The following is a 14,851-nucleotide window of genomic DNA, read 5'->3' as shown; positions in this document are numbered from 1 at the left end:
CCAGGGGGGACTACGCCGAAGTGTAGACGTGGCACTTTGCCCAGTGGAAGACCCAAAGAAAAACCCCCGGTTTTGGCCGGGGGTTCTTCGTTACTCGTCGAGGAAGGAGCGCAGATGCTCGCTTCGAGACGGGTGGCGCAGCTTGCGCAGCGCCTTGGCTTCGATCTGGCGGATACGCTCACGGGTGACATCGAACTGCTTGCCGACTTCCTCGAGGGTGTGGTCGGTATTCATGTCGATGCCGAAGCGCATGCGCAGGACCTTGGCTTCGCGAGCGGTGAGGCCGGCGAGGACTTCGCGGGTGGCTTCCTTGAGGCTCTCGCTGGTCGCCACTTCGATCGGCGACTGCATGGTGGAGTCCTCGATGAAGTCGCCCAGGTGCGAATCTTCGTCGTCACCGATCGGCGTTTCCATGGAGATCGGTTCCTTGGCGATCTTCAGGACCTTGCGGATCTTGTCTTCCGGCATGTCCATGCGTTCGCCCAGCTCTTCCGGGGTCGGTTCGCGACCCATCTCCTGCAGCATCTGGCGGGAGATACGGTTGAGCTTGTTGATCGTCTCGATCATGTGCACCGGAATACGGATGGTGCGGGCCTGGTCGGCGATCGAACGGGTGATCGCCTGGCGGATCCACCAGGTGGCATAGGTCGAGAACTTGTAGCCGCGACGGTATTCGAACTTGTCCACCGCCTTCATCAGGCCGATGTTGCCTTCCTGGATCAGGTCGAGGAACTGCAGGCCGCGGTTGGTGTACTTCTTGGCGATGGAGATCACCAGACGCAGGTTCGCCTCGACCATCTCCTTCTTCGCACGACGGGCTTTCGCCTCGCCGATGGACATGGAGCGGTTGACGTCCTTGATCTCGGCAACGGTCAGCTGCGAGCTGGTTTCCAGGTCGACCAGCTTCTGCTGGTTGCGCAGGATGTCGTCACGCAGGCGCTCGATGGCCTCGGCGTACTTGGGCTTGCCCTTGAGTACGGAGTCGACCCAGGCGGTGTCGGTTTCGTGGCCGGGGAACTGGCGCAGGAAGTCGGCACGCGGCATGCGGGCGTCACGCACGCACAGCTGCATGATGGCGCGTTCCTGGCGGCGCACGCTGTCCAGCGCATCACGGACCTTGGCGACCAGCACGTCGAACTGCTTGGGCACCAGCTTGATCGGCATGAACAGCTCGGCCAGGGCGACCAGTTCTTCGGTTGCCTGCTTGCTGCCACGACCGTGCTTCTTCAGGGCCTTCTTGGCCTTCTCCAGCTGCTCGGAGACGGCGCCGAAACGACGAGCGGCTTCTTCCGGATCCGGACCGCCATCGCCTTCTTCTTCCTCGCTGTCGCCGTCGGACTCTTCGTCCTCTTCGTCCTTGTCCTTATCCTTGGCTTCGGCGTCGTCCTTCAGGCCGACCGGCTCGACTTCCTCGGCCGGCAGGGTGCCGTCATCCGGGTCGATGTAGCCGCTGAGAACGTCCGACAGGCGGCCGCCTTCGGCAACGATACGGTTGTACTCTTCGAGAATGCCGTCCACCGCGCCAGGGAACTGGGCGATGGCGCTCATGACCTCGCGGATGCCTTCCTCGATGCGTTTGGCGATTTCGATCTCGCCTTCGCGGGTCAGCAGTTCCACGGTACCCATTTCACGCATGTACATGCGCACCGGGTCGGTCGTGCGGCCAACGTCGCTCTCTACCGCGGCAAGGGCGGCAGCAGCTTCTTCGGCGGCAGCTTCATCGGTATCGGTTTCCGCCAGCAACAGGGCATCCGCATCCGGGGCTGTCTCGAATACGTTGATCCCCATGTCGTTGATCATGCGGATGATGTCTTCTACCTGTTCCGGATCAGAGATATCCTCCGGCAGGTGGTCGTTGACCTCCGCGTAAGTCAGGTAACCCTGCTCACGACCACGGGTGATCAACTCTTTGAGACGAGATTGCTGTTGCGCTTTTCCGGACATAACACCCTATCCACTGAAGGTCTTGGCGGGCTGAAATAAGCCGAGGATTATACCAGATTCGAGGCTCCAGGCGCCAGTTCAGCTCTGGCTGCCTGTTGAAGAGGGGGTGCTGTAGTGCTCCCGCAGTAACGCTTTCTCTTCGTCGGTCAGTTCACTGGGGTTCTTTCGCAGCACACTGTGCAGGCGGGCTTCGCGGCTGCTGTGCAGTTGGTTGTGTGCAAGTGTAGTAATGGTGTCGACGAACTGCTTTTCAAGATTGCCGTCGTCGATCAGCCATTCTTTCCCCGCCAGCACCTGTAGCAGGCGCCCTTGGGGCGTACCGTGCCAGCGCGCGATGAGGTGCATCGAGCTCTGTTTCGGATTCTTCTGCAATGCTTCGACCAGTGCGGCGAGCAGTTGCGAATAGGTCTGTCCCTCATTGGAGAAGTGGCTCGCATCCTCGACGCTCTGCGCCAGTTGAGGATGGTGCAGCAGGGTGCGCAGTGCGGTCAGGGTCGGTGATTCGACGCTGATTTCGGTGCGCGGCTGGCGTGGGGTAAAATCACCTTTCTTGCCCTTGCCGTCCCATTTGCGCTCGCCCTTCCAGGGCTTCTTGCCCTGCTTGGCGCCGCCGCTGCCGGCGGAAAACTCCATGGGCGCCTCGAAGTAGCTCGAAGCATCCTGATAATGGTTGTCGCCGTGGTCGGCGAACTGGCTCATGTCGTAGTCGGCGTACTCATGGGCGTGCTGTTTAGTGCCGTGCGCCTGCGCCGGAGTGGCGGCATGGCTGGGCTTGCCCTGGCCGCCAAGGCCGGAGCGTGGTGCGCCGATCTGGCTGAGCGCTTCGGCGGACAGGCCAGTGATCTCGCCCAGGCGCTGGCGCATCAGCAGGCGCAGAGTGTTGCCGGGAATCTTTTCCAGCAGCGGCCCGGCCAGTGTCGCCAGGTGCGCCTTGCCTTCCAGCGTACTGGGGTCGGCTTCCTGGGTCAGTTGCTGGAAGAAATAGTCCGCCAGCGGTTGTGCCTGGTGAGCGAGGCGGGCACGGAAGGCGTCCGGGCCCTCGGCGCGCACCAGGCTGTCCGGGTCTTCGCCTTCGGGCAGGAACAGGAAGCGCACCTTGCGCCCGTCCTGCAGGTTGCTCAGCGCCGACTCCAGGGCGCGCCAGGCGGCGTTGCGGCCGGCCTGGTCGCCGTCGAAGCAGAAGAGGATGTTCGGCACGATGCGGAACAGCCGCTTGATGTGTTCTTCGCTGGTGGCCGTGCCCAGGGTGGCGACCGCATTGCGGATGCCTTGCTGCGCCAGCGCGATGACGTCCATGTAGCCTTCGACCACCATGATCTCGTCGAGATCCCGGTTGTTCTTCCGTGCCTCATACAGGCCGTAGAGCTCCTGCCCTTTATGGAAGACCGGGGTTTCCGGCGAGTTCAGGTATTTCGGCTTGTCGTCGCCCAGTACCCGGCCGCCGAAGGCAATCACCCGGCCGCGGCTGTCGCGGATGGGGAAGATCACCCGGTCGCGGAAGCGGTCGTAGCGCTTGCCGCTGTCGGGGTTTTCCACTAGCAGGCCGGCGTCGAGCATGGCCTTGAGTTGCAGGTTGTCGCCGCCCAGGTTCTTCAGCAGGTTGTCCCAGCCTGGCGGGGCGAAGCCCAGGCCGAAGTCGCGGGCGATTTCGCCTGTCAGGCCGCGGCCCTTGAGGTATTCCACCGCGGCCTTGCGTGCCGGGTGGCTCTTCAATGCCTGGCGGTAGAACTCGGCGGAGGCGGCCAGCAGCGGGTACAGCGGCGAGTCGACCGGTTGTCGGGGCTTGTTGCCGCGCCGGCCTTCCTCGCGGGGGATGTCCATGCCGGCGCGCTTGGCCAGGTCCTCGACTGCCTGGACGAAGTCCAGCTGGTCGTGGTCCATGATGAAGCCGAGCGCGTTGCCGCCGGCGCCGCAGCCGAAGCAATAGTAGAACTGCTTGTCCGGGCTGACGGTGAAGGAGGGTGTCTTCTCCTTGTGGAACGGGCAGCAGGCGCTGTAGTTCTTGCCGGTCTTCTTCAGCTGGATGCGCGAACTCACCACATCGAGAATATCGGTGCGGTTGAGCAGGTCATCGATGAAGGATTGTGGAATCAGGCCGGCCATAGACTCATCGGGACACAGGGTGGACCCAAGCATAGCGCGGGGCGATGAAGCCGCGAGCGAGGCTTGAGACTAAGCATGGGGCTTGAAAAGCAAAAACTCCGAAGTCCGCGAGTGCGAATCGGAGTGGGGTGCCTTGGGTCAGGCACTCGCCCGGCGAGTGGGCCGGGCGATGCGGAAAGCGTGCGACGAAGCGCTGTAACTCAGTACAGACGCTCGCGGCGGCGCTGTTCGCGCTGCACTTTCTTGGCGTGACGCTTAACAGCGGCAGCGGCCTTGCGCTTACGCTCGGCGGTCGGCTTTTCGTAGAACTCACGGCTACGGACTTCGGCCAGTACGCCTGCTTTTTCGCAGGAGCGCTTGAAACGACGCAGAGCTACGTCGAAGGGTTCGTTCTCTTTAACTTTGACGGCGGGCATCCAGGTCGTACCTTCAATGATTACCGGAGGATTTATCGCGCTCCTGACGGTTGTTCGGAGTCGGCGGTTTTCAAGGGTTGCGGATATTAAACGTTCGGAAGGAGGAATGCAAAGCCTCCGATCGAAAAGCACTGGTCCGAAGCCCAGCCGGCGATTATGATGCGCGGCTTCAATTTTGCCCAGAGTAAAGGCTCAAACCCATGCTAGTGCTGGGGTTGGAAACCTCCTGCGACGAGACCGGCGTCGCCCTGTACGACAGCGAAAAAGGCCTGCTGGCCGACGCGCTGTTCAGCCAGATCGACCTGCACCGCGTATATGGCGGCGTGGTTCCCGAGCTGGCGTCCCGTGATCACGTCAAGCGCATGCTGCCGCTGATTCGCCAGGTGCTGGACGACTCCGGCCGCACCGCAGACGACATCGACGCCATCGCCTACACCGCCGGCCCCGGGCTGGTGGGTGCGCTGCTGGTCGGGGCATCCTGCGCCCAGGCCATGGCATTTGCCTGGGGCATACCGGCTGTCGGCGTGCACCATATGGAAGGCCATCTGCTGGCGCCGATGCTGGAAGAACAGCCGCCGAAGTTTCCGTTCGTCGCCTTGCTGGTGTCCGGCGGCCACACCCAGCTGGTACGGGTGGATGGCATCGGCCAGTACCAGGTGCTTGGCGAGTCGGTGGACGACGCTGCCGGCGAAGCCTTCGACAAGACCGCCAAACTGCTCGGCCTGGCCTATCCCGGTGGCCCGGAGATCGCACGCCTCGCCGAGAGTGGCAACGCGGGCCGCTTCGTCTTCCCGCGGCCGATGACCGACCGTCCGGGTCTGGATTTCAGCTTCAGCGGCCTCAAGACTTTCGCCCTGAACACCTGGCAGCGCTGCGTCGCCGAAGGTGACGACAGCGAGCAGACCCGCTGCGACATAGCCCTGGCGTTCCAGACCGCGGTGGTCGAGACCCTGACCATCAAGTGCAAGCGCGCGCTCAAGCAGACTCACCTGAAGAGCCTGGTGATCGCCGGTGGTGTCAGTGCCAACCAGGCCCTGCGCCGCCACCTGGAAAAGATGCTCGGCGAGATGAAGGGCCAGGTGTTCTACGCCCGCCCGCGCTTCTGCACCGATAACGGCGCGATGATCGCCTATGCTGGCTGCCAACGGCTGGTGGCGGGGCAACAGGACGGCCCGGCGATCGGCGTCCAGGCGCGGTGGCCAATGGAGTCGCTGCCAGCGATCTGAATAATGCAGCTGCAAACGACGCGGCACATGCTCTGAGCGGCATGCGCCGTTTTTTCGCTTGCAGCGCGGTACGCGGGCCGGGAAGCTCGCAGCTCTAGAAGTGACGTTCGCGCCCGGCGATCAGGTCGCGCAGGTTGCTGCGGTGACGCCAGACGATCAGGCCGGTAAGCACGGTCATCGGCAGCAGCGCCGAGGGCTCCTGCCAGGCCAGCAGCGGCAGGGTCAGCGGCGTGGCGACCAGGGATGCGAGCGAGCTGGTGCGCGACAGCTTGAAAGTCACCAGCCAGGCGACTGCCGCGAGCAGCGCCGCTGGCGGGTAAAGCGCCAGCAGCATGCCGGCGGCGGTGGCGACGCCCTTGCCGCCGCGAAAGTTGAAATACAGCGGGTAGAGGTGACCGATCACTGCTGCCAGCCCGACCCAGGCCTGTTCCGCGTCGGACAGGCCGAGCAGCCGGGCGACCAGTACCGGGAGGAGCCCCTTGGCGAGGTCGCCAAGCAGGGTGAGGATGGCGATCTTCCTGCCGGCCAGGCGCAGCATGTTGGTCGCACCGGGGTTGCCGGAGCCGCTGGCGCGCGGATCGGCGGTGCCGAACAGGCGACTGAGGAGTACCGCGAAGGACAGTGATCCGAGCAGGTAGGCGAGGATCGCCAAGAACCAGAACATGGTTTCCACCGGAGACGAGGTCGTTTCCGATTCTAACGGGGTGCCGGCCGCTTGTCGTGTCGCCTTGGAGCATGCAGTCAGTGGACAGAGTTTTCATCGAGGGGCTGGAAGTGGACACCGTGATTGGCGTCTACGACTGGGAGCGGGGTATCCGGCAGTGCCTGCGCCTGGACCTGACGCTGGGCTGGGACAACCGCCCTGCGGCGGCCGACGACGATATCGCCAAGGCCCTGGACTATGCCGTGCTCTCCGAGCGGGTCATGGCGTTCGCCCGTGACGCACACTTCCAGCTGGTGGAGACCTTCGCCGAACGCCTGGCCGAGTTGCTGATGGCCGAGTTCGGTATCCAGTGGCTGCGCCTGAAAGTCACCAAGCCCGGCGCCGTTGCAGCCGCTATCGGCGTAGGTGTGGAGATCGAACGCGGATGCCGCTGACGACGGTCTACCTCGGGCTGGGCAGCAACTTCGACCGGGAGCAGCACCTGCTCGCCGGGCTGGAAGCGCTGGACGCATTCCTCGAGGACATTCGCTGTTCGCCGGTGTTCGAGAGCGAGCCGGTGGGTATCCGCAGCGGTCCCTTCTACAACTTCGTGATCGTGGCGCGCACTGACCTGCCATTGGCCGAGCTGAGCCTGCGGCTCAAGCACATCGAGGCGGACAACGGCCGCTATGCGCCGGAGCGCAAGGGCCTGCCGCTGGATATCGACGTGTTGCTGTATGGCGACCTGCACGGCGAGTTCGACGGCCTGACGTTGCCGCGCGCGGAAGTGCTGAAGAACGCCTTCGTGCTCTGGCCGCTGGCGCTGCTGGCGCCTGAGGTGAAGCATCCGGGGGCCCAGCGTTCGTTCGCCGAACTCTGGTCGGACGCGCAGATTGCTCAAAAACTCTGGCCGGTACCGTTCCAGTGGCGAGGCGTGGAGCTGACCCCAGCGGCGCTGATCCAGGCGCACCGGGTGCCGTAACGGCTTTTCTGTAGGAGCGAGCTTGCTCGCGAACGATGTCTCCGGCGAAACCAGCGCTGGGCGGGTTCGCGAGCAAGCTCGCTCCTACAAGGAAGAGCAATCCGCCGTTTCAGACGACGTGGTTTTCCTTGTAGGCCTTCAGGGCACTCAGGCGCTCGCGCTTGAGCGCTTCGCCCAGCTCGGCGCCCTTGTATCCTTTCTCCAGCAACGGCTGCACCGCGACCGCGCGGGCGGCCTGCGCGGCGCCGCGCAGGTAGTCGGCCTGCGGGTAGTCGCGATCTTCCAGTCCATGGCGGCCACGAGCGTCCATTTCGCTGGCGGCGAGGAATTCCTCGAAGCGCTGCGGCCGGCGGTAGACGTCGAAGGATTGCAGCAACTCCAGGATGGTACTCGGCCGCAGCTCCAGTGCTCGGTGGCAGTGGGTGTGGAACTCACCGACCAGCCGCGCCAGCTCCTGGCAGTCCCGCGGGACCTTGAAGCGCGCGTTGATCGCGTCGATCAGCGGCAGACCCAGGTGTTCGTGGGCGTGGTGCTTCGGCCATTCTTCCTGGCGCGTTTCGCCCTTGCCAACGTCATGCACCAGGCACGCCCAGCGCACGCTGAGCGGTTGTCCGTGTTTGGCGCATTCGCGCAGGACGGCCAGCACGTGCTCGCCGGTATCCACTTCCGGGTGGTGCTGCGGCGGCTGCGGCACCCCGAACAGCGCGTCGACTTCCGGCATCAGCACAGCCAGTGCGCCACAGTCGCGCAGGACCTGGATGAATACATCCGGGCGTGGCTCCATCAAGGCTCGGGAGATTTCCTTCCAGCTGCGCTCGGCGGTCAGGGCTTGCAGTTCGCCGGATTCCGACAGCTCGCGCATCAGCGCCAGGGTTTCCGGCGCCACGGAGAAGCCCAGTGGAGTGTAACGTGCGGCGAAGCGGGCTACGCGCAGTACGCGCAGCGGGTCTTCGGCGAAGGCCGGGGAGACGTGACGCAGCAGTCGAGCTTCGAGATCTTTCTGGCCGTGGTAGGGATCGATGACCTGGCCGTTATCGTCCTCGGCCATGGCGTTGATGCTCAGGTCGCGGCGGATCAGGTCTTCTTCCAGGGTGACGTCGGGGCTGGCATGGAAGGTGAAGCCGCCGTAGCCGCGCCCGCTCTTGCGCTCGGTGCGGGCGAGGGCGTATTCCTCGCCGGTCTTGGGGTGGAGGAACACCGGGAAGTCGGCGCCCACCGGGCGGTAGCCCTGGGCGAGCATCTCGTCGGCGCTGGCACCAACCACGACCCAGTCGGTGTCGCTGAAGGGAATGCCGAGCAGGCGATCGCGCACGGCGCCGCCCACCTTGTAGATCTGCATGAAGCTGTCTCCTGTTCTGGGGGATAGCTTCGGGGTTTGTGGCGGGTGGGGCAAGCGTGGCGGGGTGTTGGGCGTGTTCGTAGGAGCGGACTCCGTCCGCGATAGGTTTGCATCGCGCCGGATATCATCGCGGACGAAGTCCGCTCCTACGCGGCGCAGGATTACGGCGCGGCGGTGGGAATCTGCTGGACGAGAGCGCCGATGGCGTCCTGCAGCAGCGCCGCGCTCGCATGGGCGGGGCTCAGGCCGGTGCTGACGGTGCCTTCCCAGAGCGTTTGCTCCTGCGCGTCGGTCAGCCGCAGGCGCAGGGTGCCGGTCTCGTCGCGCAGTCGATGAATGGCGAGATAGGGCCCCAGCGGATTGGGCGGCGGGGTATCGACCTTGAATTCCAGCGGTGCGTCCTGCAGCGCCAGCCAGTAGTAGACGCGCAACTGCGGCGCCGCGCTCTCGCGGTAGCCGCGCTCGATCAGGCCCTGGCGTACCTGGGCGTTGATCAGCGGGTACCGGCTGCGGTAGGGCAGGGCGTCGACGGCGTTTTCCGGGGGCATCAGCTGGAAGTCGCGCAATCCGGCCAGACGCGCATCGGCGGGATGCGCGACCTGGGCATGCGGGACGGGGTTGCTGCAGGTCGCGACAGCAAGGCAGAGCAGGAGAATGGCGAACAGACGCATGGCGGTCTCCAGCGGAGTTGTCGCCATGCTTGTCACGCCTGCTGCTCCGGTCAACCGATCAAATGGGTGGGATGATCAGGTCGAGCCGCGGGTAGCCCTCCTCGCTGTCGCGTTCACCCTTTGGGGGCATGTGGAAGGTGTTGACGATGTTCTCGCCCTGCAGGGTTTCCAGGTGGATGTCGAAGCCCCACAGACGGTGCAGGTGCCTGAGCACGTCGTCGGTGGATTCGCCCAGCGGTTTGCGGTCGTGCTGCTGGTGGCGCAGGGTCAGCGAGCGGTCGCCGCGGCGGTCGACATCCCAGATCTGGATGTTCGGTTCGCGGTTGCCGAGGTTGTACTGCGCCGCCAGGGTTTCACGGATCTTGCGGTAGCCGTCGTCGTCGTGGATGGCGTCGACCAGCATGTCGTCCTTCTGGTCGTCGTCGAGGATGCTGAACAGCTTGAATTCGCGAATCACCTTGGGCGAGAGGAACTGCAGGACGAAGCTCTCGTCCTTGAAGCTCTTCATGGCGAACTTGATGGTGGCCAGCCAGTCGCTGCCGGCGATGTCGGGGAACCAGCGCTTGTCCTCGTCGGTGGGGTGCTCGCAGATGCGGCGGATGTCGCGATACATGGCGAAGCCCAGCGCGTAGGGGTTGATGCCGCTGTAGTAGGGGCTGTCGAAGCCGGGTTGGTAGACCACGCTGGTGTGGTACTGGAGGAACTCCATCATGAAGCCGTCGCTGACCAGGCCCTCGTCGTACAGGTCGTTGATCAGGGTGTAGTGCCAGAAGGTCGCCCAGCCCTCGTTCATCACCTGGGTCTGGCGCTGCGGGTAGAAGTACTGCGCGACCTTGCGCACGATGCGCACCACCTCGCGCTGCCAAGGCTCCAGCAGCGGCGCGTTCTTCTCGATGAAGTAGAGGATGTTTTCCTGCGGCTCGCTGGGATAGCGGGCCAGGCCCTGTTCCTTGTCCTTGCCGCTGGCCTTGGGAATGGTCCGCCAGAGGTCGTTTACCTGGCGCTGGATCTGCTCCTCGCGCTCCTTCTGGCGCTGCTTCTCTTCCTCGGCGGAGATCGGGTAGGGCCGCTTGTAGCGGTCCACGCCGTAGTTCATCAGGGCGTGGCAGGAGTCCAGCAGGTCTTCCACGGCGTCGATGCCGTAGCGTTCCTCGCACTTGTTGATGTAGGACTTGGCGAACACCAGGTAATCGATGATCGAAGTGGCGTCGGTCCAGGTGCGGAACAGGTAGTTGCCCTTGAAGAAGCTGTTGTGCCCGTAGCAGGCGTGGGCGATCACCAGCGCCTGCATGCACTGGGTGTTCTCTTCCATCAGGTAGGCGATGCACGGGTCGGAATTGATCACGATCTCGTAGGCCAGGCCCATCTGGCCGCGCTTGTAGTTCTTTTCCGTGCTGAGGAAGTGCTTGCCGTAGGACCAATGGCTGTAGCCGATGGGCATGCCGACGGAGGCATAGGCATCCATCATCTGCTCGGCGGTGATCACTTCGATCTGGTTGGGATAGGTGTCCAGCGCATAGCGCTCGGCGAGCCGACTGATCTCGCGGTCGTATTGCTGGATCAGCTCGAAGGTCCACTCCGAGCCGGTGGCGATCGGCTGGCGCTTGCTCATGCGACGAGCCTCCTCTGGAACAGCTCGCGGAACACCGGGTAGATGTCCGAGGCGGAGACGATCTGCTGCTGGGCGAAGCTGTCTTCGAAGGTGTCGCGGATCTTCTCGTATTCGAACCACAGCGCCTGGTGCTCACGCGGGGTGATCTCGACGTAGGTGTAGTACTGGACGAACGGCATGATCTGCTTCATCAGGATGTCGCGGCAGACCGGCGAGTCGTCGTTCCAGTTGTCGCCGTCCGAGGCCTGGGCGGCGTAGATGTTCCATTCATTGGTGGGATAACGCTCGGCCATCACTTCCTGCATCAGCTTGAGCGCGCTGGAAACGATGGTGCCGCCAGTCTCGCGGGAATAGAAGAATTCTTCCTCGTCCACTTCGCGGGCGCTGGTGTGGTGGCGGATGAACACCACTTCGATCTTCTCGTAGTTCCGCTTGAGGAACAGGTAGAGCAGGATGAAGAAGCGCTTGGCGATGTCCTTGGTGGCCTGGGTCATGGAGCCGGACACGTCCATCAGGCAGAACATCACGGCCTTGGAGGTCGGGTTGGGTTGCTTGACCAGCAAGTTGTACTTGAGGTCGAAGGTGTCGAGGAACGGTACCTTGTCGATGCGCGCGCGCATGCCGGCGATCTTCTGCTCCAGCTCCTGGATGTCGCCGAGGTTGTCCGGTTCTTCGCGCTTTAGGCGATCCAGTTCCGCCACCGCGGCCCGCAGCTTGCCGCGGGTGGAGCCGGACAGGGCGATGCGCCGGGCGTGGGCCGAGCGCAGCGTGCGGACAATATTGATGCGCGACGGGTTGCCCTCGTTGCTGATGCCGGCGCGTACGGTCTTGAAGGTGTCGCTGCCGGTGAGATGCCGCTTGATCAGGTTGGGCAGTTCGAGGTCCTCGAACATGAAGTCGAGGAACTCCTCCTGGGTGATCTGGAAGACGAATTCGTCCATCCCCTCACCCTGGTTGCTGGCCTTGCCGGCGCCACGACCACCGCCACCACCCTGGGGACGGGGAATGTGTTCGCCGGTCGTGAATTCCTTGTTGCCGGGATGAACGACGGTCTGCTTGCCGCCGCGGCCGTGGTGGAGGACCGGTTCGTCGATATCGCGGCCGGGGATGCTGATCTGCTCGCCGTGTTCCATGTCGGTGATGGAGCGGCGGCTGACGGCCTCTTCGACGGCCTTCTTGATGTGTTCGCGGTAACGCCGCAGGAAGCGCTGGCGGTTCACCGTGCTCTTGTTCTTGCCGTTCAGACGCCGGTCGATGACGTAGCTCATGAATGCTCCTCAGGGCCTGCTGCGAAGCGGAACGACCGCCTCGGACAGGTCCGAATGCGACGGCGACCGGCGCGGCGGGGAATCCCGCCGCGCCGATGGCAGACTACTGCGACTTGCGAACCCGCAGATACCATTCCGACAGCAGGCGCACCTGCTTCTCGGTGTAGCCGCGCTCGACCATGCGTTTGACGAAGTCGTTGTGCTTCTGCTGATCCTCCTTGCTCGCCTTGGCGTTGAAGCTGATGACCGGCAGCAGGTCCTCGGTGTTGGAGAACATTTTCTTCTCGATCACCACGCGCAGCTTCTCGTACGACAGCCAGCTGGGGTTCTTGCCGTTGTTGCCGGCACGGGCGCGCAGGACGAAGTTGACGATCTCGTTGCGGAAGTCCTTCGGATTGCTGATGCCCGCCGGTTTCTCGATCTTCTCCAGTTCCTCGTTGAGGGCAGCGCGGTTGAGGATCTCGCCGGTTTCCGGGTCGCGGTATTCCTGGTCCTGAATCCAGAAGTCGGCGTACAGCACGTAGCGGTCGAAGATGTTCTGACCGTATTCGCTGTAGGACTCCAGGTACGCAGTCTGGATTTCCTTGCCGATGAACTCGACATAGCGTGGCGCCAGGTATTCCTTGAGGAAGCGCAGGTAGCGCTCGCGGGTCTCCGGCGGGAACTGTTCCTGCTCGATCTGCTGTTCCAGTACGTAGAGCAGGTGCACCGGGTTGGCGGCGACTTCATGCGGGTCGAAGTTGAACACCTTGGAGAGGATCTTGAAGGCGAAACGGGTGGAAAGCCCGGACATGCCTTCGTCTACGCCGGCGGTGTCGCGGTATTCCTGGATCGACTTGGCCTTGGGATCGGTGTCCTTGAGGTTTTCACCGTCGTAGACACGCATCTTCGAGTAGATGTTGGAGTTTTCCGGCTCCTTCAGGCGTGACAGCACGGAGAACTGCGAGAGCATCTTCAGGGTGTCCGGCGCGCAGTGGGCGTGCGCCAGGGAGCTGTTGATCAGCAGCTTGTCGTAGATCTTGATCTCGTCGGAAACGCGCAGGCAGTAGGGCACCTTGACGATGTAGATCCGGTCGATGAAGGCCTCGTTGTTCTTGTTGTTGCGGAAGCTGTGCCATTCCGATTCGTTGGAGTGGGCGAGAATGATGCCGCTGTAGGGCAGGGAGCCGAGGCCCTCGGTACTGTTGTAGTTGCCTTCCTGGGTTGCGGTGAGCAGGGGGTGCAGGACCTTGATCGGCGCCTTGAACATCTCGACGAATTCCATCAGGCCCTGGTTGGCCCGGCACAGCGCGCCCGAGTAGCTGTAGGCGTCAGCGTCGTTCTGCGGGAATTCTTCCAGCTTGCGGATATCCACCTTGCCGACCAGCGCGGAGATGTCCTGGTTGTTCTCGTCGCCGGGTTCGGTCTTGGCGATGGCGATCTGGTTGAGGATCGAGGGGTGCAGCTTGACCACGCGGAACTGGCTGATGTCGCCGCCAAATTCATTGAGTCGTTTGGTTGCCCAGGGAGACATCACCGAGCGAAGGTAGCGGCGCGGGATGCCATAGTCTTCCTCGAGGATGGCGCCGTCCTCGTCGGGGTTGAACAGCCCGAGGGGCGATTCGAACACCGGCGAACCCTTGATGGCATAGAAGGGCACGTGCTCCATCAGCTGCTTGAGTTTTTCGGCGAGGGAGGATTTACCGCCACCGACCGGGCCCAGCAGGTAAAGGATCTGTTTCTTCTCCTCCAGGCCCTGAGCGGCATGGCGGAAGAACGAGACGATCTGGTCGATGCACTCTTCCATGCCATGGAAGTCGGCAAAGGCCGGATAGCGGCGGATCACCTTGTTGGAAAAGATGCGTGACAGACGGGAATCGACGGATGTATCCGCAAGTTCCGGTTCGCCAATGGCCATCAGCATCCGCTCGGCGGCGGTGGCGTAGGCGATCTTGTCCTGCTTGCAGAGATCCAGGTACTCCTGCAGGGAGTATTCCTCTTGGCGGGTCGCTTCGAAGCGTTCCTGGAAGTGACTGAAAATGCTCATGACGTCTCCTCGCTCGATGCATGGAGCCGGCGCCGGATCGGTCTAGTGCGGGTGCGGTCGGGCTGCCAGTGTTGCCGGCGAGAATCCCCCAGAACTCCAACGGAACCTGGCCACTGCCCTGATCCGCCCCAATGGTCACTGCCGATTAACCGGAAGCCGGTGTGCCGGCTCTCCCTTTTTTGGATGGCCTGAGGGAAAGGATAGTTCGTTCTTCAGGGTGTAAAGGACGAAAGCGCGAGAAGTTACAGATTTTTTGAAGGGGCAAATCCGCCCCTTCCGTAGGGGCTTTCAGTCAGCACTGCCGGCGCTGGTATCCGCGGGATAGACGCTGCGCCACAGTTCGAAACCGCCGTCGAGGCTGTAGACCTCGGAGAAGCCCTGCTGGACGAAATAGGCGGCCGCGCTCTGGCTGGAGTTGCCGTGATAGCAGACCACGACCAGCGGCGCGTCCATGTCCGCGTCGCGGATGAAGTCGGCCACCGAATAGTTGTCGATGTGCCGCGAGCCACTGATATGGCCCATCGCGTAGCTTTGTGGGTCGCGGATGTCGACGACCTGGGCGCCGCTCTCGCGCAGTTGCTGGGCCAGGTCGGGGGCGATGCGCTTGAAGTCGCTCATGGG

The 14,851-nt window shown here is 63.3% G+C and carries 13 protein-coding genes; 3 read left to right on the top strand and 10 right to left on the bottom strand.

Going from position 1 to position 14,851, the window contains the following annotated elements; all coding sequences use genetic code 11:
* Positions 1-90 precede the first annotated feature (90 nt).
* The 3 genes from rpoD to rpsU form a co-directional block, all read right to left on the bottom strand.
* Positions 91-1,944 (bottom strand): RNA polymerase sigma factor RpoD, encoded by a 1,854-nt coding sequence (gene rpoD / locus N5C91_RS25010; RefSeq protein WP_054908018.1) that lies wholly within the window; start codon positions 1,942-1,944, stop codon positions 91-93.
* 78 nt (positions 1,945-2,022) lie between these two features.
* On the bottom strand, positions 2,023-4,047 hold the full coding sequence (dnaG, locus tag N5C91_RS25005) for a DNA primase (RefSeq protein WP_279832755.1): 2,025 nt from the start codon (positions 4,045-4,047) through the stop codon (positions 2,023-2,025).
* A 200-nt stretch (positions 4,048-4,247) separates the two neighbouring features.
* A complete protein-coding gene (rpsU, locus tag N5C91_RS25000) occupies positions 4,248-4,463 on the bottom strand; it encodes a 30S ribosomal protein S21 (RefSeq protein ID WP_003085057.1) in 216 nt (71 codons plus the stop codon).
* 200 nt (positions 4,464-4,663) lie between these two features.
* Here rpsU and tsaD point away from each other — a divergent pair, with 200 nt between their 5' ends.
* Positions 4,664-5,689, top strand: a complete 1,026-nt coding sequence (gene tsaD, locus N5C91_RS24995; protein WP_279832753.1) for a tRNA (adenosine(37)-N6)-threonylcarbamoyltransferase complex transferase subunit TsaD — start codon at positions 4,664-4,666, stop codon at positions 5,687-5,689.
* A gap of 94 nt (positions 5,690-5,783) precedes the next feature.
* On the opposite strand, the gene plsY is transcribed toward tsaD, so the two are convergent.
* On the bottom strand, positions 5,784-6,353 hold the full coding sequence (gene plsY, locus N5C91_RS24990) for a glycerol-3-phosphate 1-O-acyltransferase PlsY (RefSeq protein ID WP_236172639.1): 570 nt from the start codon (positions 6,351-6,353) through the stop codon (positions 5,784-5,786).
* A gap of 80 nt (positions 6,354-6,433) precedes the next feature.
* On the opposite strand from plsY, the gene folB reads away from it, so the two are divergent.
* The gene (gene folB / locus N5C91_RS24985) at positions 6,434-6,787 is read left to right on the top strand and encodes a dihydroneopterin aldolase (RefSeq protein WP_015475255.1); all 354 of its coding nucleotides are present in this window, start codon (positions 6,434-6,436) and stop codon (positions 6,785-6,787) included.
* On the top strand, positions 6,778-7,314 hold the full coding sequence (gene folK, locus N5C91_RS24980; RefSeq protein ID WP_279832751.1) for a 2-amino-4-hydroxy-6-hydroxymethyldihydropteridine diphosphokinase: 537 nt from the start codon (positions 6,778-6,780) through the stop codon (positions 7,312-7,314). Before folB ends, folK begins: the two co-directional genes overlap by 10 nt.
* Positions 7,315-7,423: 109 nt before the next feature.
* Here the strand turns inward: folK and N5C91_RS24975 are convergent, their stop codons facing one another.
* From N5C91_RS24975 to glpE, 6 genes are all read right to left on the bottom strand, one after another.
* The gene (locus tag N5C91_RS24975; RefSeq protein WP_279832749.1) at positions 7,424-8,653 is read right to left on the bottom strand and encodes a multifunctional CCA addition/repair protein; all 1,230 of its coding nucleotides are present in this window, start codon (positions 8,651-8,653) and stop codon (positions 7,424-7,426) included.
* A gap of 161 nt (positions 8,654-8,814) precedes the next feature.
* The gene (locus N5C91_RS24970) at positions 8,815-9,324 is read right to left on the bottom strand and encodes a hypothetical protein (protein ID WP_279832822.1); all 510 of its coding nucleotides are present in this window, start codon (positions 9,322-9,324) and stop codon (positions 8,815-8,817) included.
* A gap of 58 nt (positions 9,325-9,382) precedes the next feature.
* Entirely contained in the window at positions 9,383-10,936 is a 1,554-nt protein-coding gene (locus tag N5C91_RS24965; RefSeq protein ID WP_236172635.1) for a SpoVR family protein, read from the bottom strand.
* The gene (locus N5C91_RS24960; RefSeq protein WP_054908024.1) at positions 10,933-12,204 is read right to left on the bottom strand and encodes a YeaH/YhbH family protein; all 1,272 of its coding nucleotides are present in this window, start codon (positions 12,202-12,204) and stop codon (positions 10,933-10,935) included. Before N5C91_RS24960 ends, N5C91_RS24965 begins: the two co-directional genes overlap by 4 nt.
* A gap of 103 nt (positions 12,205-12,307) precedes the next feature.
* The gene (locus tag N5C91_RS24955; RefSeq protein ID WP_236172634.1) at positions 12,308-14,230 is read right to left on the bottom strand and encodes a PrkA family serine protein kinase; all 1,923 of its coding nucleotides are present in this window, start codon (positions 14,228-14,230) and stop codon (positions 12,308-12,310) included.
* Between the two features lie 288 nt (positions 14,231-14,518).
* Positions 14,519-14,848 (bottom strand): thiosulfate sulfurtransferase GlpE, encoded by a 330-nt coding sequence (gene glpE, locus N5C91_RS24950; protein WP_236172633.1) that lies wholly within the window; start codon positions 14,846-14,848, stop codon positions 14,519-14,521.
* Between the last annotated feature and the right edge of the window lie 3 nt (positions 14,849-14,851).

Origin of the sequence: Pseudomonas sp. GD03903 (assembly GCF_029840045.1) — a bacterium.
In the GTDB taxonomy this organism is placed as follows: domain Bacteria; phylum Pseudomonadota; class Gammaproteobacteria; order Pseudomonadales; family Pseudomonadaceae; genus Pseudomonas; species Pseudomonas pseudonitroreducens.
The sequence above is the reverse complement of the archived record's forward strand: the minus strand, read 5'-3'. Positions and strand labels throughout refer to the sequence as shown.